At 44.3% G+C, this 25,326-nt stretch carries 25 protein-coding genes; 1 reads left to right on the forward strand and 24 read right to left on the reverse strand.

Annotation, left to right across the window (positions count from 1 at the left end):
• Window positions 1-284: 284 nt before the first annotated feature.
• Together EP58_RS13440 and EP58_RS13445 are read right to left on the reverse strand one after the other, a co-directional pair.
• The gene (locus tag EP58_RS13440) at window positions 285-491 is read right to left on the reverse strand and encodes a hypothetical protein (RefSeq protein WP_036094233.1); all 207 of its coding nucleotides are present in this window, start codon (window positions 489-491) and stop codon (window positions 285-287) included.
• 82 nt (window positions 492-573) lie between these two features.
• Complete coding sequence (locus EP58_RS13445) at window positions 574-849, reverse strand: hypothetical protein (protein WP_036094234.1); 276 nt, start codon at window positions 847-849, stop codon at window positions 574-576.
• Window positions 850-931: 82 nt separating this feature from the next.
• Between EP58_RS13445 and EP58_RS17055 the strand changes: the two genes are divergently transcribed.
• Window positions 932-1,597: a CPBP family intramembrane glutamic endopeptidase gene (locus EP58_RS17055; protein WP_052164765.1), complete on the forward strand. Its 666-nt coding sequence runs from the start codon at window positions 932-934 to the stop codon at window positions 1,595-1,597.
• A gap of 42 nt (window positions 1,598-1,639) precedes the next feature.
• Here EP58_RS17055 and EP58_RS13455 read toward each other — a convergent pair whose 3' ends face one another.
• The 22 genes from EP58_RS13455 to EP58_RS13555 form a co-directional block, all read right to left on the reverse strand.
• Window positions 1,640-3,547 (reverse strand): beta-glucoside-specific PTS transporter subunit IIABC, encoded by a 1,908-nt coding sequence (locus EP58_RS13455; RefSeq protein WP_036094236.1) that lies wholly within the window; start codon window positions 3,545-3,547, stop codon window positions 1,640-1,642.
• A 214-nt stretch (window positions 3,548-3,761) separates the two neighbouring features.
• Window positions 3,762-5,528, reverse strand: coding sequence for a right-handed parallel beta-helix repeat-containing protein (locus EP58_RS13460; RefSeq protein ID WP_137657370.1), 1,767 nt, complete (start codon window positions 5,526-5,528; stop codon window positions 3,762-3,764).
• Between the two features lie 108 nt (window positions 5,529-5,636).
• Window positions 5,637-7,274 (reverse strand): peptide ABC transporter substrate-binding protein, encoded by a 1,638-nt coding sequence (locus EP58_RS13465; protein WP_077917932.1) that lies wholly within the window; start codon window positions 7,272-7,274, stop codon window positions 5,637-5,639.
• A gap of 408 nt (window positions 7,275-7,682) precedes the next feature.
• Entirely contained in the window at window positions 7,683-8,297 is a 615-nt protein-coding gene (locus tag EP58_RS13470) for a DUF1648 domain-containing protein (RefSeq protein WP_036094242.1), read from the reverse strand.
• A gap of 22 nt (window positions 8,298-8,319) precedes the next feature.
• Entirely contained in the window at window positions 8,320-8,955 is a 636-nt protein-coding gene (locus tag EP58_RS13475; protein ID WP_036094243.1) for an isochorismatase family protein, read from the reverse strand.
• 6 nt (window positions 8,956-8,961) lie between these two features.
• Window positions 8,962-9,480 (reverse strand): dihydrofolate reductase family protein, encoded by a 519-nt coding sequence (locus EP58_RS13480; RefSeq protein ID WP_036094244.1) that lies wholly within the window; start codon window positions 9,478-9,480, stop codon window positions 8,962-8,964.
• Window positions 9,461-10,495: a zinc-binding alcohol dehydrogenase family protein gene (locus EP58_RS13485; RefSeq protein ID WP_036094245.1), complete on the reverse strand. Its 1,035-nt coding sequence runs from the start codon at window positions 10,493-10,495 to the stop codon at window positions 9,461-9,463. Before EP58_RS13485 ends, EP58_RS13480 begins: the two co-directional genes overlap by 20 nt.
• Window positions 10,496-10,651: 156 nt before the next feature.
• Window positions 10,652-11,476: a nucleotidyl transferase AbiEii/AbiGii toxin family protein gene (locus EP58_RS13490; protein ID WP_036094247.1), complete on the reverse strand. Its 825-nt coding sequence runs from the start codon at window positions 11,474-11,476 to the stop codon at window positions 10,652-10,654.
• Complete coding sequence (locus EP58_RS13495) at window positions 11,473-12,120, reverse strand: type IV toxin-antitoxin system AbiEi family antitoxin domain-containing protein (protein WP_052171456.1); 648 nt, start codon at window positions 12,118-12,120, stop codon at window positions 11,473-11,475. Before EP58_RS13495 ends, EP58_RS13490 begins: the two co-directional genes overlap by 4 nt.
• A 108-nt stretch (window positions 12,121-12,228) precedes the next feature.
• A complete protein-coding gene (rpe, locus tag EP58_RS13500) occupies window positions 12,229-12,873 on the reverse strand; it encodes a ribulose-phosphate 3-epimerase (protein WP_036094248.1) in 645 nt (214 codons plus the stop codon).
• Complete coding sequence (gene tkt / locus EP58_RS13505) at window positions 12,870-14,891, reverse strand: transketolase (protein ID WP_036094251.1); 2,022 nt, start codon at window positions 14,889-14,891, stop codon at window positions 12,870-12,872. Before tkt ends, rpe begins: the two co-directional genes overlap by 4 nt.
• 39 nt (window positions 14,892-14,930) lie before the next feature.
• Window positions 14,931-15,602: a ribulose-phosphate 3-epimerase gene (locus EP58_RS13510; protein ID WP_036094253.1), complete on the reverse strand. Its 672-nt coding sequence runs from the start codon at window positions 15,600-15,602 to the stop codon at window positions 14,931-14,933.
• On the reverse strand, window positions 15,603-16,256 hold the full coding sequence (locus EP58_RS13515) for a transaldolase family protein (RefSeq protein ID WP_036094255.1): 654 nt from the start codon (window positions 16,254-16,256) through the stop codon (window positions 15,603-15,605).
• Window positions 16,257-16,266: 10 nt separating this feature from the next.
• Entirely contained in the window at window positions 16,267-16,716 is a 450-nt protein-coding gene (gene rpiB / locus EP58_RS13520; protein ID WP_036094431.1) for a ribose 5-phosphate isomerase B, read from the reverse strand.
• A 16-nt stretch (window positions 16,717-16,732) separates the two neighbouring features.
• The gene (locus EP58_RS17555) at window positions 16,733-16,900 is read right to left on the reverse strand and encodes a hypothetical protein (protein WP_156110554.1); all 168 of its coding nucleotides are present in this window, start codon (window positions 16,898-16,900) and stop codon (window positions 16,733-16,735) included.
• A gap of 19 nt (window positions 16,901-16,919) precedes the next feature.
• Window positions 16,920-17,951 (reverse strand): zinc-binding dehydrogenase, encoded by a 1,032-nt coding sequence (locus EP58_RS13525; protein WP_036094256.1) that lies wholly within the window; start codon window positions 17,949-17,951, stop codon window positions 16,920-16,922.
• Window positions 17,952-17,957: 6 nt separating this feature from the next.
• On the reverse strand, window positions 17,958-19,004 hold the full coding sequence (locus EP58_RS13530; RefSeq protein WP_036094258.1) for a galactitol-1-phosphate 5-dehydrogenase: 1,047 nt from the start codon (window positions 19,002-19,004) through the stop codon (window positions 17,958-17,960).
• Between the two features lie 28 nt (window positions 19,005-19,032).
• A complete protein-coding gene (locus tag EP58_RS13535) occupies window positions 19,033-20,313 on the reverse strand; it encodes a PTS galactitol transporter subunit IIC (protein WP_036094259.1) in 1,281 nt (426 codons plus the stop codon).
• Window positions 20,314-20,558: 245 nt separating this feature from the next.
• Complete coding sequence (locus EP58_RS13540; RefSeq protein WP_036094261.1) at window positions 20,559-20,837, reverse strand: PTS sugar transporter subunit IIB; 279 nt, start codon at window positions 20,835-20,837, stop codon at window positions 20,559-20,561.
• Window positions 20,834-21,322, reverse strand: a complete 489-nt coding sequence (locus EP58_RS13545; protein WP_036094263.1) for a PTS sugar transporter subunit IIA — start codon at window positions 21,320-21,322, stop codon at window positions 20,834-20,836. The genes EP58_RS13540 and EP58_RS13545 overlap by 4 nt, the downstream gene beginning before the upstream one ends.
• Window positions 21,323-21,334: 12 nt before the next feature.
• Window positions 21,335-23,407 carry a BglG family transcription antiterminator gene (locus EP58_RS13550; RefSeq protein ID WP_036094265.1) on the reverse strand — a complete coding sequence of 691 codons (2,073 nt, stop codon included), beginning with the start codon at window positions 23,405-23,407 and terminating at the stop codon, window positions 21,335-21,337.
• A gap of 315 nt (window positions 23,408-23,722) precedes the next feature.
• Window positions 23,723-25,180, reverse strand: a complete 1,458-nt coding sequence (locus EP58_RS13555; protein ID WP_036094266.1) for an AcpB/EbpR/MafR family transcriptional regulator — start codon at window positions 25,178-25,180, stop codon at window positions 23,723-23,725.
• Between the last annotated feature and the right edge of the window lie 146 nt (window positions 25,181-25,326).

A 25,326-nucleotide genomic window follows, 5' to 3' on the forward strand; every position in this document is an offset into this window, starting at 1 on the left:
TATACGTATTTTTAACCCCTGATTCGATTATTTTACACGCCTCTTTTTACTTGTTAGAATTATTTTTGCTATCCATGCGACAGCCGCTAATTTTCCCAACCGATTCCAATTCTTTTTATTCACGATAATCGCCTCCTCAATACCAGTTTAAGTGGTTTTATCGGAATGTACAAACATGCACGCTTATCGTTTTAACCTTAGACAATAAAAAAAGCCTGAACGCGGGGCTCAGGCGAAATTTAAAACCTAGGGAGTTTTAAATGAGTATATGGTTTAAAGCGGTTTTACCATTCATAACGGTCGTGTTTGCTTGAGTTACGACGGTTACAGTTACGTGGGTTGCCCCAAATGCGGTATAGCAGATACACAACAAGCGCTAAACCTAGAAGTGGGAATAGGAAATGCATCGTGATACCGATGACTTTGAATAGAATATTAAGTCCAATGATAGCTAGAATAACGGTGAATAAGTATTTGAAAAAATTGTTCATTTTAATGACCTCCAAATTTTATTATATCAACTTTTAACGTTAGCATGATTAAAATCTATGTGAAATCGCTGAAATGCCACGATTAGTTTTTAACGTCTATAATTTGAGCTGTTGATGGCTCGGCTGGAATGGTGGTATGTAGTTTTATCGTTTTTGCTGGTACGATAATTGGCTGTGTCTGTGTTCCAACTAGCAACATAATGAGTAATGCTGACATTAGACCGAAAATCCCTTTTTTCACGTCGTTCACGCCCTTTTGTTTGGTTGATAGGTTTATTATAGCTGGATTTATTTTTTTTAACGATAGGCTCTGGGCTGAAAATTCGTACGCCCTAAGTCGGATGTTTGAATGGGCCACCTACAAAACCACCTTCACCTTGGAACCCACCTACAATTAATGCTATGATACATACCATATAAAACAATTGGAGGGAAACAAGATGCTAGAACAAAACCAACCGCGAATCTGGACAATTATTTGGGTTTTCGGTGTTTATTTATTCCTATCACTTATATTTCAGATTGCGAGCATCGTTTGGGATGTATTTGCTGGGAATGAGGCTCTGGATATCGCCGTCACGTGGCATAGTGAACTACTTAGCCTGGCCGCGATGCTAATCACGCTTTTGCTAGCGAGATGGCAGCGTATTCGATTTTTCAGTCGTGTGCGGATTAGTTGGAAAGGATTTCTGTTTGCGGCTGTTGTGATGCTTGTCGCGATTGGGATTAGCTCTGTCATCGATTATCTCGGTCAGAATTTTTCTTCCTATACGAATACGCAAAACGAGATGCTATTAGAAGATGCTTACCTGAACGCTTCTTGGCTGCTTAGTTTCTTGTCTATCGTTATTATCGCGCCATTTGTGGAGGAAATTATTTTTCGGGGATTCCTGATGCAGCAACTTTTCAGAAGTCGGTTATGGCTTGGCTGGATTGTTAGTAGTTTGCTTTTCTGCGCGGCGCATGTTCCGACGGATTGGGTTAGTTTTCTGCTTTATTTGATTCCAGGCATTGCGCTGGGCGGGATTTTGTACAAAACGAAGCGGCTTGAACTGACCATTTTTGCCCATTTCCTGAATAACTTTATAGCTTTTATTTGGACATGAAAACAGCAGCGATTCCTCGATGCGAATCGCTGCTGTTTCTATTTATATAACCAGTGTAATAACGCGGTCGCCTGGTTTTACTTCTTCTTCATCGACAACCATGACGTCTAAATATTGATTCGTGTTTGTGACGATAATAGGTGTCGTGATATCATAGCCTTCGCTTCTGATACCTTCAATATCGAATTCTGTCAATAATTGACCTGCTGTAATTTTATCGCCTTGTTTTGCGTGGACGGTGAAGTACTTTCCTTCTAGTTGAACCGTGTCCATTCCGATATGCATTAGGATTTCAGCGCCTGAATCGGTTGTGATTCCTACTGCGTGACCGGTTGGGAAGACCATTGTTACTGTTCCATTTGCTGGTGAGTATAGTTTGCCTTCTGTTGGTACAATTCCCAAGCCTTTGCCGAGTGCGCCGGATGAGAATGCTTCGTCTTTAACGTTGACAAGTGGGATAAGTTCACCTGCAAGTGGCGATACTAAAACTTCTTGTTCGATTAGTGTTTCGCTTTGTGTCACAACTGGTGTTACGGATGCTGCTGTTTCTACTGGATCTTTGAAACCGAATACGAGTGTCAAAATGAGTCCTAGTACAAAGCTGACAACCATCGCTAGCATAACCATCCAGAATTGGGTGCCGATTGGGCTACCTGGTTCGATGAAGTTCGGGATACCGAAGACGCCAAGTCCGCCGAGGATATATCCTTGTGAGCCTGCAAATCCGATGATTCCACCACCGACTGCTCCGGCGATACAACTCATGATAAATGGTTTTTTAAGTGGTAATGTAACCCCGTATATTGCTGGCTCTGTTACGCCAAAAATACCGGAGATGAATGCTGGAAAACCAAGTGTTTTGATTTTTTGATTCTTTGTTTTTAGGATAACTGCTAGAACGGCACCGATTTGTGCAAAAGATGCGCCGAACGTCATCGCTAGAATTGGATCTGCGTGTAGTGTAGCAATGTTGTTGAGCGCCACCGGGATAAGGCCCCAGTGAAGTCCGAAGATGACGAATACTTGCCAGAATCCACCGAGGAATAGACCTGCGATAACTGGACTTAGGTTGTAAACCCATAGTGTTCCTTGACCGAGTAAGTCGCCTGCCCATACTGCGATTGGACCGATAACGATGAATGTTAGTGGAACAACGATTAGTAATGTAAAGAATGGCACTAAGAAAGTTTTGACTACATCTGGAATGATTTTTTTGAGTCCTTTTTCCACTTTTGAAGCGAAGAATGTTGCTAAAATAATGGGAATAACCGATGAGGCATAGCTCATTAGAATGACTGGTATTCCTAGGAATGTAACGTGAATTGGTGATTCAAAAAGCGTGCCTGCAAATAGTGTGTATAAGGGTTTTCCGGCTGTTAATCCTGATATTGCTGGATAGACGAGCGCACCCCCGATGGCCATCCCGACAAATATGTTGCCGCCGAATTTCTTGATGGCTGTGTAACCTAGGAAAATTGGGAAGAAGTAGAATAGTGCGTCCCCAATCGCGTATAGGATTTGGTAGGTTCCAGATGTTGCTGTCACCCAGCCGAATGCTAGGAACATCGATGCGAAACCTTTAATCATACCAGTTGCTGCTAGAACGCCTAAAACTGGTGTAAATACGCCTGAAATCATGTCGATAAATTTATTGAAAAGATTGCCGCCACTATCGCTTGCTGCTCCTTCTGCGCCTTCAGCAGAAATGCCGCCAACTGCTAGTACTGCTGCGTACACGTCTGGTACGTGGTTTCCGATGACGACTTGGTATTGACCACCGCTCCGAAGTACGGAGATAACGCCGTCCATTTTTTCTAATTCTTCCGTTTTCGCAATACTCTCATCTTTCAGTTTAAAACGCAATCGCGTGATACAATGGAATACACTATTGATGTTGTCTGTTCCGCCGACTTTTTCGAGAATGTCTTTAGCGAGTTGTTCATATTTCATAATATAAACCTTCCTTCTTACCTTATTTTTGCACAAAGAAAAACCCAAACCGCTTCATGGGAGAATACATGTGTATCCCACGAATCAGCTTAGGTAATGCCCGTAGATTGGTAACAATCCTTTGCGATGACTATAATATATCACAGGTTGAAAACGATTACAAGTGGTTTTTTAAAATTTTTTTATTTTTATTTCGGCTTTAAAATTTGTGCTTTTATTTGACTTGATAGAGAATTGTGGAATTATTTGTATAGTTTCCTTTTGATTCTGATATTTGAACTTTAATTTGATTACCGCGAACGAGTTTGATTGGAATGCTGAAATTTCTAGTGACCCCTTTGATTAGTTTTTGTTCGGGAGCTATTGGTTTGCCTGCTAGATTTGTGATTCGGATGTATTTCGTTTTTGTTTCGTCGGCGTTCCAAATGATGGTTCCTCGTATCGCTTTATTGGAATAAGTAATCGATTTTAGCGTGGTTCCGATGTAATTTCTAGCGGTTTGATGGATTTTGCCGTTGTTTTTGTTGTTATTTAGAAACAGGAGTTGTAGGGCGTCTTTTTTGCTAGTGGAGGAACCGTCGACCATGCTTCCTAGATTTGTGCTGCGAATGTTGTTGTTAAAAACGCTTAGTAGTGCGGTTGGGTAGTAGGCAGTGCGCTTGTTTTCTGTTACTGGGACTTCGCGGACATTGATGAGTGAGCGGTAGTAATTGTTGATTTTACCGACGATTCGGAAGTTGTTGGATTGAATGGTGATGCCGTTTAGAAGCGCTGTATCACTTATTCCTGCAAAAATTCGGATGGGATAATCGATGTTTCTTGATGTGAAGTTGTTCCCTGTGAGAACGATGCCTTTTGGTCTGGTTAAGGTATTGCTTTTACGCATATTGGTTGTGAAAAAAGCGAATGTATCCGGACTGTCGATGTTGATGGTGTTGCCTTGATATAGGGCATATTGAGTACCGCTTGCTCTCAGGGCTGTGTACCTCGTATAGTTTGGAACCGCTTTGAGGCGCCATTTTTTTGCGATTAGTGGGTTATTGGGATTGACTTTGTTTGCTCCGGCGGATAAGTTGATTCGGTTGTTTTTAACGGTGATGTACTGATTGGCTGGGCCGTAGCTGTCGATTGCGGCGTCTTGCATGCTGTCTAAGGTTTCACCGCTTTTTTTGACTGCATCGTAGTGGTAACTGCCGTAGCGCTGCATCCAATCGATGACTTGATTGTTGTAAATTGTGATGCCGCTGTTTCCGTAGTACATCACAATGCCAGTTCTGCCAAGGTTTTTTAGGCGGTTATTGGTGAGTGTGATGTTGTCTGAGTAGGTGAGTGAAATGCCGCTTTGTAAGCCTGAATTTAAGAGTTGGCTATTTTGAATCGTGACGTTTTTTGCTTTGGCGATGTTGATGATACTCGTACCGACATTGTTCGCATTGAAGATCATGTTGGAAATTTTGATATTTGTTTTTAGCGCTTTCTTGGTGGTGGCTTTGTAACCCGCCGCAGTCTCTGCTTTTGTCGTCATCCCGATATTCAGCAGGTTGTCTTGATAAAAATTAGTGGGATTGGTTAAGTAGTTGAATTTCGATATCGTCGGATTATATTGTAGGGTAAAATTTTGTAGGATTATATTCGTAGCAGATTCTTGGCTTGTTGGTGTCGAATCTGTAGTCATTGGGGCGTTGTTCATGGTTAGCGTTGTCGCTGTGGGGGTGGAGTTTGGGCCGGTTAAAACGATATTTGATTTTAAAATAATTTTCCCGTTTATATAAAATAAGCCGGCTGGTAATGTTACTTGTTTTGCTTTTGTTGTTGAGGCTTGGTTAATTGCAGCTTGCAATACCTTACCGTTTTGCGTTGCGATTTCTGGCGTCGTGCCTTTTGTTAATGGTATAATTTCGGCCTTAGCTATTTGGGGAATAAGGATGACAAGTGTCAAGCTAATAATAAATCCTGTGATATACGTGATGGTTTTCTTCATTTGAACCACCGCTTTCTTTAAATGTGTCGAAATTGTGTCTTTTACCTTAATATACCGCAAAAAAATACATTCCAAACACACAAAATCGTGTTTGGAATGTATTTTTCTTTACTTATTATCTTTTGACATCCATTTGTAATTCTCGGAACCGATTGGGTACGCGATGTAATCTTGTAGTGCTGCTTTTTGGAGATACGCGCGTCCGCCTTGGTATAGTGGCACTAATGTCGCGTTATCCTTGAGCAAAATTTGTTCGGCTTTTAGGAGTGCTTCCCAGCGTTTTTCGGGGTCATTGGATAGTGATCCTTTTGCGCCTAGTACTAATTTGTCGTACTCTGCGTTAGAAAAACCGGTGTGATTTCCTGGGCTGTCTGTTAGGAAGAGGTTCAGATATGTGAGTGGATCTGAGTAGTCTCCGCCCCATCCGCCGAGTAACATTTCGTAGTCTTGACTAACATCGGCTACAAAGCTTGCTTTTTGTGTGACTGTTTTGATGTTGACGGTCAAGCCTGGTAGATTTTTTTGGAGCTGGTCTTGCATGAACTCTGTTTGTTGTTTTTGCAAGGATGAGTCGCCGGCTGTTAAGGCAATGGTTAGGCCTGATTTGCCGATTTCTTTTAACCCTGATTCCCAGTATTTCTTGGCTTCTGTTGGATTATAACTTAGGAGATCGCCGTTTTGTTCGCGGAAATCTTCTTTTGTTTTTGGATCAAACATGATTTTAGCTGGTACGTTTCCGTTTAGTACGGCTGAACCATTGGCAAGTAAGCGGTCTACCATCGATTGTTTATCGATTGCCATGGCTAAGGCGCGGCGGATATTGACGTTTGCTAAATCGGTTTTCTGGCCATCTTTGCCTTGATTCATCTTGAGGTAGACGGAGCGTCCTGTGAAGGTCTTGTTGAAATCGGGATCGTCTTTGTATTTGGAAACGAATTCGCCGTCAAGTTCGATGCGATCTAGTTTATCTGTTGTGTATAGATTTAACGCCTGATTCGTGTCTTTTACAACCTGAACGTGGATTTTATTCGCTTTCACGTTCTTTTTGTCCCAGTATTTGTTGTTTTTAACGTAATCCCACGTTTTTTCCGTGCCGTCCCAGTTTTCTAGTTTGAATGGGCCGTTGGAAATCAAGTTTTCGCTAGATAGAGCGTAGCGGTCGCCTTGGCTCTCGATGTACGCTTGGTTTTGTGGGAAGAACGTGCCGGTTGTGAGCAAGTCTTTGAAAATCGGTACTGGATTTTCGAGCTCGACTTGTAGCGTTTTGTCGTCTAGTGCTTTGACGCCGAGCTGATCTGGATCCATATCACCTTTTAAAATTTGCGTCGCGTTCTTCACGATTTCTTCCATCTGCGGACCATATGCAGCGGCTGATTTCGGATCAACGACTTTTTTCCATGCGTATTCGAAATCGGCGGCGGTTACTGGTGTTCCGTTCGACCACTCGGCATCTTCGCGAATTTTGAAAATCAGCGTTTTACCGCCGTCCTTTTCTTCTGGTTCTGCGGCAGCCATGGCGAGTGCCGGTTTGCCATCTTTATCTAAACGGTATAATCCTTCATATACTTGATTGATTGCTTTAAAACTGACGCTATTGTCCGCGGTCGTTGGATTCACGCCCGGTATTTCGCCTGTTTCCATGATGTTAATCGTACTGCTTTCTTTTTTCTCCGTGTCTTTTACTGCATCTTTTGACTGACAAGCGGCAAGTAATACAAGTCCTAAAAGCATTAGGACGCCTAACATTTTTTTGCGCAAAATCATGTCCCCCTTTGTGTTTTGGCCGAAAAAAAAGCCCAGAGAAATTGGGACATCAGCGACTTAGTAGAAACTGTATTTTAAAACGCCTAACCCAATTCTTCGGGTAAGACCCTACATACGGCTCCAAACAAATTGAGCGAAAGCGTTTGTATTCAGGAGATTCGGTGGAACCCGGAAGCGGAGCGTACTTGTGTACGTGATGACTGAAAACAGGGAGGGGGTAGTTTTCCCGACCATGTAAGAAGTTAAGCGTAGCAAGTATTGCGTAGCCGAACCGGAAGTCCGCCGAATCTCCTGAATGCGAGCGCTTGTCGCCAATTTACTAAGGCTATGATCCAACTCTCTTTGGCTTTATTAAACCATAAACTGTATTCATTGTAAACTGGAACTGTACTATTTTTTATTTAAGTAGACGCCTGATCCGACGATGATAATAGTCATCGATAGTAGCGCTGCAAGCATGATAATAGAGGGATCGTTGAACATGAAGATGCCGAGAAGTAGAAATGTAAATCCGACTACTGACAACGTTATAACAGTTATTTTTCTCAAACTATTTCGTGATCTTGCGTCTATCTTTTTAAAGCCGATGAGTGTGAGCCATAAGAATATTTTTTTGGAATTTGAAAGGTACATTGCGGTCAGGACTAGGAGCGCTCCAACAAGTAATAGGCTGTAGCGGCCTGTTGGGATTTCGTAGCCTAGACTGAACAGGATAATCGTCACCTGAATGATTGCGAGTAGGATTAGTAATGCGTAGAACATGTACTCAAACTCCAAACGATTATCTGGTTTTACTTTCTCTTTCCCGTAGTATTCTGTGCCGGTAAACATCACCATAAGGAAAGGAATTAAAATTAAGCCAAGCCATTTTTGGACGAACATATCGGGTGAAAAATCCGTTCCAAAATGTACCGCTACCTCGCTTGGGAGTAAGGGATACGTTGCTAAGGTTAAAACTAGTGTCGCAAAAATAACCATGCTTGGAAACATTCCAATTCTTTTCATTCGTCTCGCCTCTTTCCTACATTTAAATTTGGCGATACGCGGCTAATTCAGCTCGGTCCTTGGCTATCCTGACGTTTTTTAGCGTTCCTAGATGCGCTGCTGTGTCGTGATAACCGCGCTCTGTCAAAGCACGCGTCGCAGGCAAATATACAACAACCGCGAAACCTGCTCGTGAAAGCTGTTCCACCGTCGTTTTTACACAAAAATCAAAGGCTAATCCTCCAACAATAACAAGGTCTACTTCTCGCTCTCGCAGGAATTCAATCACACCGGTCGACAGGTTTTCGCGAATATCGTGATAACACGCGCCGTATGGATGCAAATCTGGCTCCATTCCTTTCCAAACAAAAAGATCGTATTCGGATGGGTGCGGCATGTCGTCTAATAGTTCAAAGCCTGGCGTACCTGGCACGCAATGTTTCACCCAAGTGAGGTCAGCGTCTGGAAACTCGAGTGGCGCCAACATTTCTTCGGGCTCCGTGACGGTCCAAACGGCTTGTTCGGGATGCGCGTCTTTACTGCCAATGCGAATGCTGCCCATCGTCGCCATAAATTGTAGTTCCGGCACGATGAGATGGCCTTCTGGAACGGGAAGTTCTTCTGGGCAAAGTGGCGTGAAACCTTTTTGTACGTCGACATCAAAAGTTGCTATTTTCATGATTCATTACTCCTTTTTGCGATACGTCATCTGTGTAAACTGGCCAAATTTTACAACTTCTTCGAGATGTAGAAGCTCTCGTGCGCCTTTTTCAAAGAGTGGTGTGCCGTCTCCGAGAATAATCGGGGCAACTGTGATGATGAAGCGGTCGATTTGATTTTCTTCGAGGAACTTTTTCACTAACTGGGCGCCACCGACAAGCCAGATGCTCTTGCCTTCTGTGGTTTCGAGCCAATTTTTAACGGAACCATTTACAAACGCGGCGTATTCGTCTTTTGTACCCGCTTTTTCATTGGAAAAAACATAAACGTGCTTCTTGCTGTATGGAAATGTGTCGGTGAGCGTGAATAATTGTTTGTAGGTTGTGTGGCCCATCACGACGGTATCGATTTCATCTAGAAATGTTGTGTAGCCGTTATCGCCTTTTCCTTCAATCTCTTCTAACCAGCCGACACTCCCGGATTCGTCTGCTATATATCCGTCTAAACTCATGGCTATGAATAGGTCAATTCGTTTTTCTGTCATCCTGATCAAATCCCTTCACTACTAGTTTTCCGATTGATTTTCCTGATTCTAAAATGCGGTGTGCTTCTTTTATGGTCGTCGCGTTGATCGGTGTTAAGGTTTGGTTTAAGGTTGATTTTAAAAAGCCGGCTTCGAATAGCTGCGTGGCCTTTGTTAGAATGTCGTGTTGGCGTACTTTATCTGGCGTATTGTATTTGGAGCGGGTAAACATGAATTCGTAGCTCACCGTCACGCTTTTATCTTTGATGAGGCTCATAGATACTGGGTTTTGGAGCTCTACGATGGAGCAAATATGACCTTGTGGCAAAATAATTTCTTGCATCGCATCCCAGTAGGCGTCCGTGTTATGTAGGCATAAAATATAGTCTACACCGTCAAAACCGAGTGCTTTTAACTGTGGCAAAAGTGGCTCGCGATGATTGATGATATGCGTCGCGCCTTGCTGTTTGGACCAAGTAACGGTCTCGTCTCGCGATGCCGTCGTGATGACTTCCAAACCAGCCCATGCGGCGAGTTGCGTTGCGATGGAACCGACACCACCTGAGCCGTTGATGATAAGGAGCGGTTTCCCAGCATCGGCGTCAGGGTCAATACGGATTCGGTCGAATAGGGCTTCCCACGCGGTGATTAGCGTAAGTGGCATGGCAGCGGCTTCTTCGAGGGATAAATTGGCTGGTTTCGCGCCGACTAGATGTTCATCGACAAGTTGGAATTCGGCGTAACTTCCTGGTCGCGTCACATCGCCTGCGTAGTAAACGGTATCGCCAACTTGGAATAATTCGACGGCGTCACCGATTTCTGTCACAATTCCGACCGCGTCCCAACCGAGAATTCGCGGTGTTTCTTCCAAGGTGCTTTTCGGCGCGCGTAGTTTTGTGTCGACGGGATTGACTGATATCGCTTGAATTTGGACGAGTAGATCGGGTCCGCTAGCTTTTGGTGTTTCGGTTGTGAGATCTAAGAAACTTTCTTCGGCTTCGATTGGTAAATATTCGTATAGTCCTACTATTTTCATTTTTCAACACCTCGCTTTTTATTATTCCCCGTCTCCTTGGAAATAATGCATGGATTGGGAATTTTTTTGTGGCATTGAAAAAACACGAACGAGGAGGCTCGTGTTAGACTATAAAAAATGCTTTACATGATGTTTCTCCAAACCTCAGCGTGGTACTTAGGTTTGGAGGATTTTATGAACGCTTGTGATGACCGTCTCAAAAGCAATACCTTTCGCGTATGGAAAACTGGATTGATAGGTTCGCCATTGTTTATTCATGGTTGGATCTTGTTGTACATTCTCTAAAATCGAGTCGTAATTCTGCACGGCTTTCGATGTATTTCGATTCGTTGTTGTCGCGAGCAAACTTTCTCTAAATTGGGTGACGTCAAGCGTGCTTATGCTGGATAGCAAATAAATATCGTAGTAGTCACGTGGTCTTGTATTCGTGATTCCGCGCGCCAGAACTGTCTCTACTTTTTCAGCCAAAATGGTTTCTATGGCATAGCCCCAAAATTGAATTTCGCGATTTTCGAAATGTAGTTTATGCGTGTGCAGGACTTCTTCGGGCACGATGACGTCGCCTGTCACAATATCTAGCTTGAGCGGCATCCTCATTTTTCCGATAATACCAACAAAGGAAACTCGAAAACCTGGATAAATATCCTGTTCTCTAATTTCCTTAAAAGTCAGTATTTCAAAAATAACGCCGTCATCGATTTCGATTCCAGCAATGTCCTGAATGATTGTTTGCAAGTTCTCAATTTCTAGCTGGAGATTCTTTATCGTCGTATCAATATCCATCGTTGCTCTTTGTTCGATGCCTGAAATGGAACCGATTAAGAATCCGCCTTTAATGATGAACTTCTCTTTGTATGGTGACAGCGATAGCCTTTCTAAAAATCGTTCAAACAGGTAGTTTCTGTAAAGTAGATCGGGGGCTAATCCGCTTGTTTTTGACTTTGCCATAACTAATGTACGCAGTTTATCTTGATTGATCATAAAAGTACCTCCATGTAGTTTCTTAGAATTTTGTCTACTTTTAGTAATTTGGCATAGATCATTAATGTGTTTAGGTCCTTGTGTTGTCTTGCGAAATAGCTTTTTAAGGCTGTGGATAGGATTTGAATATCTGTATTATTACGATTGGCGAGGATGTCGCAGATGGTCTTTTCTTTATCGTATACATAAATTGGGTTGCCGTATGGGCTTTTCATTTCGATTATTCCTGCGTTATATCTTTCTTCCACCGCTCTTTTTACAGTCATTTGTTCTTTTTCTTTGAGATAGTAGGCATTGTAGTTATTCGGTACGGTGACTGTATAGTTTGATGGGGTGACGTCTGATAAGTCGTGTAGATAGAGCGCTGTTTCGTGTGAAAAAATGATGTGTGTGTATTTTTTTTGGAGCTCTAGGTAGCGATCGTCTAACTCGTCATGCTTAATATAAATACCTCGGCTGATTTTTCTTAGCTTTTGGAATTTCTGTAGGCCTCTTATTTGGGCGGTCGTTATGTCTAGTTCTTTTAATTCTTTAAATGTGATGATGTCTGCATGATGGAGTAGCTCTTTTTCAATTTTTTTATAGCTAGCGTTGATGATTTTCTGGCTGGGATAGTAGGTTTCATCGTATTTTCGAATAGCCATTTGGGTTCACCTCTATTCCTTTATGACTTTATTATAGCATGAAAAGGACATAAAAAGATATGATTCTTTTATGTCCTTTTTGATTATATAGTGAACATGAAAGAGAAATTATTTTTTCATGTTATCTATTGCTTCTTCTAGATTTTTGTTTTGAAACAAATAGGAACCTGCTACGAGGATGTCGACGCCTGCTTTTTTGGCTAGTTTTGCGGTTTCTTGGTTGATGCCGCCGTCTACTTCGATGAGATAGGAATAGTTGTTTTTTGTGCGCCAAGTTGCTAGTTTTTCAATGTTGGTTAGTGTTTCTGGGAGGAAGCTTTGGCCGCCGAAGCCTGGATTGACGGTCATCTGGAGGATTAGGTCGGCTTCGGATAGGACGGCGGTTAGGCTTTCTGCGGGTGTGCCTGGATTTAGAACTACGCCTGCTTTTGCGCCGGTTTGCTTGATGGCTTTTAGGGTCGCGTGGATGTGCGGGCAGGCTTCGATGTGGACGGAAATGATGGCGACTCCGGCGTTTGCGAAGGCTTGGATGTAGCGTTCTGGTTCGGCGAGCATGAGATGGACGTCGAGTGGGACGCTGGTGCTTTTTGCGATTTGGGCGACCATGTCGATGCCGAATGTGAGGTTGGGCACAAAATGTCCATCCATCACATCGATGTGCAAGTAATCGACGTCTGCGGATTCCATTCGGTTGATTTCCTCGCCAAGTTTTAAGTAATCGGCGGCGAGGAGGGATGGCGCGATGTGAGTCATGCTTTGACACCTTCTTTTGCGAGATGCTCTGCCGTTTTTTGTGCGATGGCTGTGGCTGTGAGGCCGTACGCTTCGAAAAGTTGCGCTGCTGGGGCGGAGTCGCCGAAATGGTCGATGCCAATATTGAGCCCAGCTGTTCCGGTGAATTCTTTCCAGCCAAATGTGGCGCCGGCTTCGATGGAAACGCGGGCTTTGACGGCGCTTGGTAGGACGCTTTCTTGATAGGCTTCGGTTGTTTTGGCAAAGCGATCCCAACTCGGGAGGCTGACAACGGAGGCGTCGATATGATTTTCATCGTGCAGGACGCGTTGGGTCTCTAAGGCTAGCGATATTTCGGAACCGGTCGCGATGAGGATGGCTTCTGGGATGGTGGCGCATGATGGTGAGATGGTGTAACCGCCGTGCTTGACGCCTTCATCGATGGTGGGTTGCGGGTTCGGAAGGATTGGTAGGTCTTGGCGGGACAGAATGAGCGCGACGGGTCCTTCCGTGTTTTCGGCTGCGAGCGCCCATGCTGTGCGGGTTTCTTTGGCATCGGCTGGACGGATAATCGAGAGGCCTGGCATGGCTCGTAATGACGCCAAATGTTCGATTGGTTCGTGTGTTGGGCCGTCTTCGCCGACTGCGATGCTATCGTGTGTGAAAACGTACGTGACGGGGAGCTTCATGAGTGCGGCCATTCGGATGGCTGGTCGGATATAATCGGAAAATACGAAAAATGTGGATCCGAAAATGCGGAGGCCTCCGTGCAATGCCATTCCGTTCATCATGGCTCCCATCGCGAATTCGCGGACGCCGAACCAGATGTTGCGCCCTGTTGGATTTTTTGCTGTGTAGGCTGGGCTTTCGTCGATGAATGTTTTGTTGGAACAGCCTAAATCTGCGGAACCGCCGAATAGTTCAGGTAGTTTCGCCGCTAGCGCGTTGATCATATTTCCAGATGCGCTTCGGGTTGCGATTTTTTTACTGCTTGCATCCTCAAAATTCGGGAAATTGGCTTGCCAATCGGTCGGTAGTTTGCCCGTGATGACGCGTTGGAATTCGGCGGCTAATTCTGGGTGTGCTTTGGCGTAATTGGTGACGAGATTATTCCACTGTGTTTCTTTTTCCGCGCCGCTTTTTGGGTAATTTTCGAGATAGTCTTGCACTTCGGCTGGAACGGTGAAGGGTTCATGATTCCAGTCATAGGCTTTTTTGGCGGCGGTGGCTTCGACGGTGCCTAGTGGTGCGCCGTGACTCGCGGAACTTCCTGCTTTTGTTGGAGCGCCGTAACCGATGACCGTCTTCACTTCGATGAGTGTTGGCTTCTGGCTCTTTTTGGCTTTTGTGATGGAAGCTTGAATCGCAGCCAAATCGTTGCCATCTTCTACGCGCAAAACTTCCCAGCCGTACGCTTCGAATCGATTTTGAACGTTTTCGCTGAAGGAGGCGCTTAAATCGCCGTCAAGTGAGATATCATTGGAATCGTAGAGCACGATGAGTTTTTTTAGTTGGAGATGGCCTGCAAGTGAGGCGGCTTCGGATGCCACGCCTTCCATCAAGTCGCCGTCTCCGCAGATAGCATACGTGAAGTGGTCGACGATTTGGTAGTCATCTTTATTGTACTGAGCGGCAAGATGCGATTCGGCAAGCGCCATTCCAGCTGCCATCGCGATACCTTGTCCTAGCGGCCCACTTGTTGCGTCCACGCCTGCAGTAAGGCCAAGTTCTGGGTGTCCGGGCGTTCTGCTTTCGTATTGACGAAATCGTTTTAAGTCGCTTATTTCTAAGTCATAGCCAAATAGATGAGTCAAGCTGTAAAGTAAGGCTGATCCATGTCCAGCGGCTAATACGAAGCGGTCGCGGTTGAACCAGTTTGGGTTGATTGGATTGAAATTCAGGTTTTTCGCCCAGAGCATGTATGCCATTGGAGCCGCCCCCATCGGCATGCCTGGATGGCCTGAGTTCGCTTTTTCAATCATGTCTATCGATAAGGCTCGCACCGTGTCGATGGTTTGTTGGTCTAATGTTTTTTTCAATGTATTCACTCCCAATTGTGATTTATCGCACATAAATAATTATCTTTTTACTTCTGACCAAATTTGAACGCAACGCTCGGCATAGGTTTTGTTATCCTTTTTATGGAATAAGGCAGACGTTCCGAGTACAAAAATATCAGGTAGGCAGTCGCTCATTTCGCCTATTGTTGTGGCGTTGATATTGCCGTCCACTTCGATGAGCGGCGCATAGGCGTTGTCTGCCAGAATTGCTTGCAATGCTCGTAGTTTTTCTAACACGCTTTGTTGAAATGCTTGTCCTGCAAAACCTGGATTTACGGTCATCATCAGTACCATTTCTACGTCATTTAAATATGGCAAAATGACTTCGAGTGGTGTTTCTGGATTCAGCGCAATGGCTGGTTTTATGTGGTAGCTACGGATTTTCTGAATGACTGCTGGGACGTCTTCACAAACTTCGACATGGAACGAGATGTATTCGGGCTTTATTTTGGCAAACATTTCAATATATTTCAATGGATCTATGGTAGCAAGGTGGATATCAAGGGCTATGTTCGTCGCCTCTTTTACCGCCAGCAGCCATTCTGGGCCAATCGCCAAATTATTCACATACTTGCCATCCATGACATCACAATGTAAAAGGTCTATTCCAGCAGCGTCCAATCGCTCTAGTTCGTCCGCGATATGTAGCTGATCCGCGCACATAATAGAGGCTGCAATGCGTGTTGCCATTTAGATCCGACCTCCTTTTGCGTGAAGTTGGAAGGTTTGAATGCTATCTGTGGCTAACTTGTTCGCCATCATGACTTCCACCAAATCTGCTGATATCGTCACATCTGTCGCCCCAGCTATAAGCGTTTCTGTGATTTGCGCTGTATTTTTAAAACTGGCGCCGAGAATTTTCGTTGGAACGCCTAGCTGTTTAAAAAGTGTCGCTGTGTCTGAGATGATTCTTGTTGCGTGGAGTCCCTGATTCGCCATTCTGTTGACGTAAGGCGCTACCCAATCACAACCTGCAAGCGCTGCGAGATAACTTTGCTCCACTGAAAAAATGGCTGTGGCCAAAATTTCAACGTCTGGCCGTTCTTGTTTTAACTGTGCCATCACACAAAAACCGTTTTGATCAGCTGGAATTTTGATAGCGATTCTAGCATCTTTTGAAAGAATGGTTTGGGCATCTTCGTATAGTTCGGCTTGCGTTTCGCCAGTTGCTTGAATGAAAAGGCGTTGATTTTCGTCAAGGAGCGATAATATTTCCCGGGAAATAATTGCGCGCGTCTTCCCTTTTTCTTTGGCAAGTAGCGTCGGATTGGTTGTGACACCGCTGAGCCATTGGAATGGTAGGATTGCTTCGATTTCAGTTATATTCGCTGTATCTAAAAACATGACCTTCACCTCACGATTCGTTTTTTAATTCGATTGCTGTGATCATTTGTAATCGGCGTGCATGACGTTCTCCACCAAATGTGGCGTCTAGCCAAGTGTCTACGATTCGTAGTGCCAAGCCTTCGCCAACAACGCGTTCACCAAGGCATAGAATATTGCTATCGTTATGCTCTCGTGTCGCTTGTGCGCTGAAGCAATCAGAGACTACTGCGGCACGAATTCCTGCGACTTTATTTGCTGCGATAGACATGCCAATCCCAGTTCCACAACACAAAATGCCCAAATCGGCTTCTCCGCTATTCACTTGATTGGCGACTTCTTCTGCATATGATGGAAAATCAACGCTGGCATCACTGTAGGTGCCTATATCTGATACTTGAGCGCCTCGCGTATTTAGATGAGTAACAATGGCATCTTTCAACCTCCTGCCTCCGTGATCGCATCCAATGGTTATTTTCATTTTTTTCACCCTCATTCTAGATTTTCAACCCCTGATTCGCGTATAATGAATGACAACAGAAACAGATGTGATACGCCAATATGACATCTGTTTCCGTTGCTTTTAGAGGATAACTGTATGCTTGAATGAGCCCGCCAGCTTTTTCTTGTGTATTGGTTGTCCTTTTTTGTCGTTGTTTTAGCATGGTCGTTATCCTCCAATCGTTAAGATTTCACTAATACTTTGATTTCATTTCCGGCCATGACCGCTTCAAAACCGTCGCGCCATTCTTCTAAATCATAGACTTTCGTGATCATTCGCTCGGTATCGATTTTCCCATTGGCTAGTAGGTCTAAGGCGATGTGCCATGAGCTAGGCTTCTGCGATCTGCTGCCGATATAGGTGATTTCGCGCTGAATAATAGATTCTTCATCGATGGGATTGCATTTCTCCGCAAAAAGTCCAACTTGGCCGAATGTGCCTTTTTTGGCGGTTAGTGGCAAGCCTTGATTTACTGCGGGAACAGCGCCTGAGCAGTCGAACACTTTATCTGCGCCATAGCCTTCTGTCATCTCGAAAACGATGTCTGCCAAATTCTCCTGCATCGTGTCTACTGTGCGATCGATGCAAAGTTCTGTCGCCAATTTCAACCGTTCGCTATCCTTCGTAATTCCTGCCATGATAACTGTCGCGCCTTGTGCTTTCACAACTTGTGCGAGTAGCAATCCGATTGGTCCTGGGCCGAAAATCAATACCGTATCGGTTGGCTCAATCGTCGTTTTTTCAAGTGCGGCGTGGACGCAACATGCGAGTGGCTCTGTGAGTGCCGCGGCTTGATAGGAAATCGAATCCGCTAATAGATGACAGCTTTCCTCGCGTGACAACACATACTCCGCAAAACTACCATCCGCCTGCGTTCCAATGCCACGTCGATGCGAACAAAGATTATACTCTTTTTCCAAGCAAAATTTGCACGTTCCGCACGTTTCGAATGTCGTCTCACTTGTTACCCGATCGCCCACTTTGAGCCACGTTACATCTGGCCCAATCGCGACCACTTCACCTGAAAACTCATGTCCCAGCGTCACTGGCGTCGTTGGATTGCCGTACTCGCCTTTAAATGTATGAATATCAGACCCGCAAATCCCAGTATAGGCCACTTTGATTTTCACACGATCTCCGTAAACCTCTGGCTCAGCGACATCTTTTAATATCATCTTGTCAAATCCTGATTCTGTTTTTACAACTGCTTTCACTTTTTTTCACTCCTCCTGTGGTAAAATCATGACTTTGTTATAATCCTCTTTTCGACTGAGTATCATCGCGAATGCGTCACCCGTTTCGCTTACTTTATAGCGGTGCGAAATCAATGGTTTCAACTGGATTCGCCCTTGATTCACGAAAGCAATCGATGTCGTCCATTCTTCTCCTGGAAACGGTGCCGAATAAGAATTCCAAAAACCTTTTAACGTTAACTCTCGCCTGAAAATATTCTCAAATGCTTCTTCGGGTAGCAAAACATCTGCGTACGCAATACCGAGATAGCCAATCTTGCCTTTTTTCTTCGTCACGTGTAGGCATTGTTCCTGCGTAATCTTAGAACCAGCGCACTCCAATGCGATATCGGCGCCACTTCCGTCAGTGTATTCGCGCACTTTTTCAGCTAAATTTTCTTGGAGCGGATTAATCGTGTAACGGCACCCAAACTTGCGAGCTTCCGCCAATTTCCCGTCACTAATATCCACCGCGATAACATCCTTCACGCCTGCTAGCTGTAAGCACTGCACCACAAGGATTCCGATCGTCCCAATTCCAAAAACAACAACCGTATCGCCGAGTTCTGGCTTAATGCCTAGCACGCCATGCATCGCTACAGCGAGCGGTTCTAACATCGCCGCTACCTCAAAATCCATATCGCCAATCCCAATCACATTTGTTGCTTTCAACACCACATTTTCTGCAAAAGCACCGTGGAAATGAGAGCCGACCATCCGATAATTTTCGCATAGGGAGAATTCGCCTTGTTGACAATACTCGCATGTCCCACAAGGAACGAGCGGAATCCCAGCAACGCGCTCTCCGACAGCAACCTCGGTCACGTCCGCACCTTTTTCCACGACCACGCCTGCGAATTCGTGTCCCATTACCGCCGGAAGTGGATATTTCCACCGCGTCTGCATTTTATGAATATCCGAGCCACAAATCCCAGCCGCCATCACTTTCACGCGTACCTCATCCTTGCCACAAACCGCTTCTTCCAACTCTTCCGCCCTGATCTCATTATTTTCATATAAAACCGCTGCTCGCATTTTTCCAACTTCCTTTCAAAAAACACCTTTATTTGCCGAATATAGCTTGATAACCTTCAGAGAATTTCAAAATGAGCCAGTTTAAGAAGTTGCCGCCTAAATCAAGGCTCGAGACTTTCGTTGCCCCGTCTGGCATTTTGAAATCTGCGCCGTTCATCATCGCCGTGTGTGTATCTGCAAAGTTTGTTGCCATGAGTAGTGAGAAAGCGATAACAATCGTCCCCGTGATGAGTGACTGCACAATGTTCCCTTTTCTGGAAGCTACGATAAATGCAATATAAAACGGGATTGTCGCCAAATCACCAAATGGCAAAACCCGATTTCCCGGCAAAATAACCGCCAATAGAAGTGTAATCGGAACGAGCATCAAAGCTGTAGACATAACCGCCGGATGTCCAACAGAAAGCGCCGCATCTAGCCCAATATATAATTCCCGACCTTTGAATTTTGACTTCATAAACTCACGTGCGGCTTCTGAAATCGGAATTAAACCTTCCATCAAAATCTTCACCATACGTGGCATGAGGAGCATAACCGCTGCCATGGAAATCCCGACTTGCAACACTTCACCAAGATCATAACCTGCGAGTAAACCGATTCCAATACCTAGAATCAAGCCCATCATCATCGGTTCCCCGAAAATACCAAAGCGTTTTTGAATCGACTCTGGATCGGCGTGAAGATTGCGCAATCCTGGAATTTTTCCGACAACCCAGCCAATCGGAATACCAATCGCTCCGAATGCAGCCGTAGAACCAGTCGGCATCGAAATCCCTTTTAGACCGTAGAATCGTTCAACCATCGGCGCCGTTTTATCCGCAATAATCAGAACAGCCATCTCATACAAAATCGCGCAGAGAATCGCGAACCACCAGTTACCGCCAGTGACAACATAGCCCGTCGCCCCAGCCGCGATAAAGTGCCAATAGTTCCAAATATCAATATCCAACGTTTTTGTGATTCTAAAGAAAATAAGTAATAGATTGACAATAAGACAAATCGGAATCAGAATCGCCGCTACCGGTGATGCCCAAGAAGCCGCAGCCGCTGATGGCCAACCCGCATCAATAATCGTCAAATTCAGGCCAAAACGCTCCACCATTTGTTGCGCCGCGGGACCGAGATTCGTCACAAGTAAATTAATCACGAGGTTAATCCCCACAAAACCTATCCCAATTGTAATCCCCGACCGAAACGCCTTTTTAAAACCAGTCCCAAAAATCATTCCGATAATCAAAATTGCAATCGGCAAAATAACCGTCGGGCCGAGATTCAAGACATACTGTACACCATCTAAGAGCTTATCCATACCCTTTTCCTCCTTTTTAGATGGGAGCTTTTTTGTCAAGCTCCCTATAGACTGTAGAAAACCACCATACATGATTTCGCGCCAAATCTCAGCGTGTTGACAAATGCTTAGTTTCTAGGCAAAAGGGAGTACCAGCGCGGAGCGTACTGGGGTACGTGAGCACTGGAACGGAGCTTTCAACGGCGAAAATGAGTGTTTGTCGACACGCTGATGGGAGTTTTTTTGTCAAGCTCCCGACTCTCTATTTACTTCAAACTCGCCAAAATCTCCTCATCCAATTCTTCCATCCCAATCCCTGAAATGTACGCCGTCGCGATAATCGCTGGAATGCTATACGTCGTCGGCAGAATCGTCGTTGATACAATGAGATCCGCCCCTTCTTGCTTCGACGCTGCTTCCGCGATTTTAATCTGCTCCACACTCGCGTCAATGCCGTTATCCTTCAACAAATTCTCCACACGATTCATAACGACCGTCGATGTTGCGATTCCTGCTCCACATGCTACCAATACTTTTTTACTCATAATTTTTCCTCACCCTTCAAATGTAATACGACTTGCGACAACGTTTCGATGATATCATCCGCCGTTTTTGCCGCGAGCAGTGCTTTTACGTGTTCTTCATTTTGGATTGCACCCATTAATTGTTGCAAAACGGCAAGTTGGCTGTGCGGCTCATTTAGCCCCAACACAAAAATCAAATTCGCCGTCGTTTCTTGATTCGCGTCCGCCATCTGCTTGAACGGAATTCCCGCCTCACTTGTTAAAACCGCGATAAACTGCTCCGTCACACATTCCGGGTCCGTATGCGGCAATGCCACGCCAAAATTTTCTAACTGTAATCCCGTTGGAAAAATGGCCTCCCGTTCCGTCAACTTCTGCAAAAACTGGTCGGTAATCAAGTCCTGCGAAGCCGCACGCGTGGATACTTCTGCAAAAAGTGCCGTCTGATCTTGGCAAGGCGTCTGCACCCAGATCATCTCTTTCTTTATAAACTGTACTAAATCCATTCCCATTCCTCCTTATTTCACTTTCTCCTCAAGTTCTACGATGAATTTTCGAATTGTCTGATGGATGATTTGCGATTCCTCTAGTTGCGCGATTTTTTTCAATGTTTTTTTATGTCCAGCAAGTTCCATCAATTGCAGTAAAGCTTGGAAGTGAGCGTTTTTATCGATGGCTGCGATGACCACAACGAAATGCAATGTTCCGCCGCCTTCAAGCGCTAGCCCGTTCTCGATATAAAGCATGCTCATTCCGAGTTCTTTCACGCCTTTTTCAGTCTCTGCATGAGGAATAGCAATGGTCTGCCGCAATACAATATGTGCGGCAGGTGTGACATGTTGTTGCATCATTTCTTGCACGTACGCCTCCGTGATGGCGCCTTTTTCCAGTAACGGCACCGAAGCCAGTTGAATCGCCGCTCGCCAATCCGTCACGGCTTGCACCCGTTGAATCATCTCCGGTTGTAACAAGTCGGCCAACTGTTTCCGCTCGCCAGTCACATATTCCGCCGTCTTCATCGGTTGCGTTAAACAATCCGCCAGCGCCTTCGCCAGCCGTCCCTTATCCTGCACCGTTGCATGTTTCTCGACCGCCCGCATCAGCTGCTCCACGCTCACGCTGCTCTCGCCCACCATGTAAACCGACCGCATCACGCGCCGTCTGAGCTCCAATCGTTCCTGCTCATCCATTAATTGATTTATTAGAAAAATTTTCTTCTCCGTCCGCAGCGGCACTGCCGAAAAAATCAAATCATACCGCACATTCGTCTGCTCAAATTCGCGAATCGACATCGCCTGGTAAAAAAAGATTTCTGGGAACAAACTTCGCAACGTCTTCTCCATCAAACGCGAAATCGACAACCCGTTCGGACAAACAACCACGCCTTTCAGCCGCGTTTGCAATCGCTCCGTCGTATCAATCAAATGCCCACCAATAAATAACGTGATAAAAATACTCTCATTCTCAGGAATACGCGTTCCAATAAATTTTTCGAGCGGTTTGAGGGACTGCTTCACAATATAATGTACCGCCTGAAATTCCTGATCGATCTTGTCCAAAAGACTATAATCCGTCGTTAAATGGTATTTTATCCGATAATACGCCGGTTTGATGTGCGCAAATAGCTTTTCGAGCAGAGAATCCTTGTCCACAAACTGAATGCATGCCTTCTTCTCAAATTCGCCTAAAACCTGTGCCACGGCCATTTTCAAGCGCGGCGACGTCTCATTCGTTAAATCATTCTTCGGTAACACGTTCGAGGTCAGCAGTTGCAGCGAAATATACAGCCGCTCCGTCTCCGAAATATACGGCTCGTCCTCGATTAACAGCTGCACCGCGCCATATTCCTGCGTATCCGACAGCTCGTTAAAATCAATTAAAAATTCCGTCGTGATTCGCTGCCCTTTTCGGATTCGCCTGAAAATACTTTCCAGAATATACGGTAAAATCTGCATCTTGTTATCAATAAACGTCAAATTCAGCTGGCCTTCCACTTCCACCAAATGCTCCCGAATTGTCTCCACCCGCGCCGCATCCATCTGCATAAAATGCTGTAAAAACGACTCGCCATGATAACTAGAAATAATGTGTCCTGCCGCATAAATCAACGCTGACCGCTGATTCCACTCATCCCCGCGAACCTGATAGCCCTTCATCCGCGAATAATGCACCTCAAGCCCAAACGTATCGAAAATCTGCTGCACACCCTTCAAATCACGCAAAACCGTATTTTTGCTGACATCTAATTCACTAATAAAATGATTCAGCGACAGTTCCTCCTGATTCGTCGTGAGCATCAAGATAATTAAGCTCGCCCGCTCTTTTTCAGACAGGATATACCGATCTTCCTCCTCCCCACTCGCCTTTTTTTCCACCAATTGAAACAGGTCAGGTTCCACAACAAAACGTCCATTCGCCGACCGATGAATTTTTGGATAGGCCTGCTCTTCCAGCCACTGATTCACCTTCTGAAAACTATAATCCACCTGCCTACGCGTCAACCCGAACTTCTCTTGCAGCTTGGCATTCGATATATTAGGATGCCGCAGAATCTCTTTCAACAGCACGTTGCTTCTTTCATCCAAATACATGATATCCCTCCTGTTCTCTTTTATTATAGAACGCTTTTCGCTAAAATTGTACACGCTTTCATCCCAACATCTTGTCCAGCAATTGTACAGCATGGGGCTTTACTTGTGATTTTCTTAACAGGAATGCCTCTTTTCAAACACGCAAAAAAAGCCCACTAGGCGATGCCCGGCAAGCAAAACAAAAACCACATCTACCTCAACTATACGGCGCAGACATGGCGATTTCAATAAGAATTATTTGACATGGTAGGCAATTCTAAAAACGGCGTACAAGATACGGAAGTAAACCATCGTCGCTGAACAATTCGATGTCTATCAAAATGTATAAATCATCGTTTCGAGTGCCTTTAAATCTTGTTTTGTCGGGGGCATATTCCAAATAAGTATCGGAACCTCATTGGAAATAGCCGCTGGATAGTCGCTCACTATTACGTCGTAGTCGATGACATGCTCCTTCGAATTAAGCTCATTACTAAAGATCACCAATTTTTCTGGGAAGCGTTTTCGAATCTCGTATTTCATGAATTGTTCCCAGACTGGTCCTTTTTTAGATAAAACCTTGATTTTTATGGAATTAGCAACGTTTTTAGAAAGCATCGCTACATGAACAAATTCATACACATAGGCGAGGATGACACCCTTATTCTTCCTAACAAAGATCAGATCCTTATCGTGTGATGCCTCATCGATAATATGTTGGAGTCTTTTTTGTATCGCTTGATCAGGAGCAGTTAGTCTTGAAAAATAATCAATATCCGTAATTTGCGCTGCTTTTTCTAAAAAGGTAAACTTAGAAAAATAAGCGAGCAATTCGGCTTTAAGCATCTCTAAATCTTTATAATCCGCTCCGGCTACTTTAGCTATTTCTTCAGCCAGTAAATAACGCGAAGGCCTGAATTGTTTATTGTAGTCTAATATCCGTTGCACCTTGCTATCATCAAAAAAGGTAAATGATGTCAACCGAAGACTCAGTATAATCAAATGACGCTCTGTATCCGGTAAGCTAATACCTCCAATACTAGTCTCAAGCTCCGTGAAATCAATGTTTGAAAAAGAATAGAGATGTGCAAATTCAGTCACTGCCTTACGCTCCTGCGCCGTTAGTTTTACATAGTAACCATCCCGTATTCTAACCAAACAAACACTTATCGCGATAGCATAATCAATCTTAGCAATGGGTGATAAATAAATTCCCATGTAAGGCGCTAACTTTTCAATGAAAGAATAGATGTGCTCCAAGTCCACTTCCGGAATCTCCCAGCCAGAAAAAGGATATGATTTTTCAAATAGATGGAAGTAGAAAAAACGGATATTTAACTCATTTCCCACTATGTTTAACGGACTTCTATCTAAAAACAAACTATTGGCAGCAAGTACATCGTCAAATTCTTCTAATCTAGAATAAGCACTTGATTTACTAATGCCCGCGAATTCCACTACTTGCTCCACAAAATCAGGCTTTATTCTGAACGCTAATTTCGAGATATTATATATGTCACTATTATAGATCATATAGGAACCCAGCAAAGCGTTATTCAACAGGACCTCAGGCGCTTTCTTTAAATAGAGTAGATTCTTCTGATAAACTTCTATCTTAAACTGAAATGTAGCGTAGAATTCATTTATTTCTGAGATATCCTTATTAAGCGTCTTCATCGTAATTTCCATTTTATCCAAAATAAACTGTTTCTCTACATATTCAGACTTAGAGTAAAATAACAAATTAATAATGCTTAGTTTTCGAAAATTGGAACGACTTAGTAACTTCCTCACATCCTCAGCCCCTTTCTTTTTCCTTGTTATCTAGTTTTATCAAATACATTTCCAAATTTATACCCTTTCATTTCTTCATAAACTCAAATAAAGTCACTACGCATTATGTAATCTATATTAGTTTACTAGATTAATAAAGTCAAAAA

It is taken from the genome of Paenilisteria newyorkensis, assembly GCF_000766145.1.
GTDB classification, from domain to species: domain Bacteria; phylum Bacillota; class Bacilli; order Lactobacillales; family Listeriaceae; genus Listeria_A; species Listeria_A newyorkensis.

Excerpts from the sequence above, each read along its gene's own strand:
- EP58_RS13440 (WP_036094233.1), bottom strand. The coding sequence starts at position 491 with ATGAACAATTTTTTCAAATACTTATTCACCGTTATTCTAGCTATCATT.
- EP58_RS17055 (WP_052164765.1), top strand. The coding sequence starts at position 932 with ATGCTAGAACAAAACCAACCGCGAATCTGGACAATTATTTGGGTTTTC.
- EP58_RS13455 (WP_036094236.1), bottom strand. The coding sequence starts at position 3,547 with ATGAAATATGAACAACTCGCTAAAGACATTCTCGAAAAAGTCGGCGGA.
- EP58_RS13460 (WP_137657370.1), bottom strand. The coding sequence starts at position 5,528 with ATGAAGAAAACCATCACGTATATCACAGGATTTATTATTAGCTTGACA.
- EP58_RS13465 (WP_077917932.1), bottom strand. The coding sequence starts at position 7,274 with ATGTTAGGCGTCCTAATGCTTTTAGGACTTGTATTACTTGCCGCTTGT.
- EP58_RS13470 (WP_036094242.1), bottom strand. The coding sequence starts at position 8,297 with ATGAAAAGAATTGGAATGTTTCCAAGCATGGTTATTTTTGCGACACTA.
- EP58_RS13475 (WP_036094243.1), bottom strand. The coding sequence starts at position 8,955 with ATGAAAATAGCAACTTTTGATGTCGACGTACAAAAAGGTTTCACGCCA.
- EP58_RS13480 (WP_036094244.1), bottom strand. The coding sequence starts at position 9,480 with ATGACAGAAAAACGAATTGACCTATTCATAGCCATGAGTTTAGACGGA.
- EP58_RS13485 (WP_036094245.1), bottom strand. The coding sequence starts at position 10,495 with ATGAAAATAGTAGGACTATACGAATATTTACCAATCGAAGCCGAAGAA.
- EP58_RS13490 (WP_036094247.1), bottom strand. The coding sequence starts at position 11,476 with ATGATCAATCAAGATAAACTGCGTACATTAGTTATGGCAAAGTCAAAA.
- EP58_RS13495 (WP_052171456.1), bottom strand. The coding sequence starts at position 12,120 with ATGGCTATTCGAAAATACGATGAAACCTACTATCCCAGCCAGAAAATC.
- rpe (WP_036094248.1), bottom strand. The coding sequence starts at position 12,873 with ATGACTCACATCGCGCCATCCCTCCTCGCCGCCGATTACTTAAAACTT.
- EP58_RS13510 (WP_036094253.1), bottom strand. The coding sequence starts at position 15,602 with ATGGCAACACGCATTGCAGCCTCTATTATGTGCGCGGATCAGCTACAT.
- EP58_RS13515 (WP_036094255.1), bottom strand. The coding sequence starts at position 16,256 with ATGTTTTTAGATACAGCGAATATAACTGAAATCGAAGCAATCCTACCA.
- rpiB (WP_036094431.1), bottom strand. The coding sequence starts at position 16,716 with ATGAAAATAACCATTGGATGCGATCACGGAGGCAGGAGGTTGAAAGAT.
- EP58_RS17555 (WP_156110554.1), bottom strand. The coding sequence starts at position 16,900 with ATGCTAAAACAACGACAAAAAAGGACAACCAATACACAAGAAAAAGCT.
- EP58_RS13530 (WP_036094258.1), bottom strand. The coding sequence starts at position 19,004 with ATGCGAGCAGCGGTTTTATATGAAAATAATGAGATCAGGGCGGAAGAG.
- EP58_RS13535 (WP_036094259.1), bottom strand. The coding sequence starts at position 20,313 with ATGGATAAGCTCTTAGATGGTGTACAGTATGTCTTGAATCTCGGCCCG.
- EP58_RS13540 (WP_036094261.1), bottom strand. The coding sequence starts at position 20,837 with ATGAGTAAAAAAGTATTGGTAGCATGTGGAGCAGGAATCGCAACATCG.
- EP58_RS13545 (WP_036094263.1), bottom strand. The coding sequence starts at position 21,322 with ATGGATTTAGTACAGTTTATAAAGAAAGAGATGATCTGGGTGCAGACG.
- EP58_RS13550 (WP_036094265.1), bottom strand. The coding sequence starts at position 23,407 with ATGTATTTGGATGAAAGAAGCAACGTGCTGTTGAAAGAGATTCTGCGG.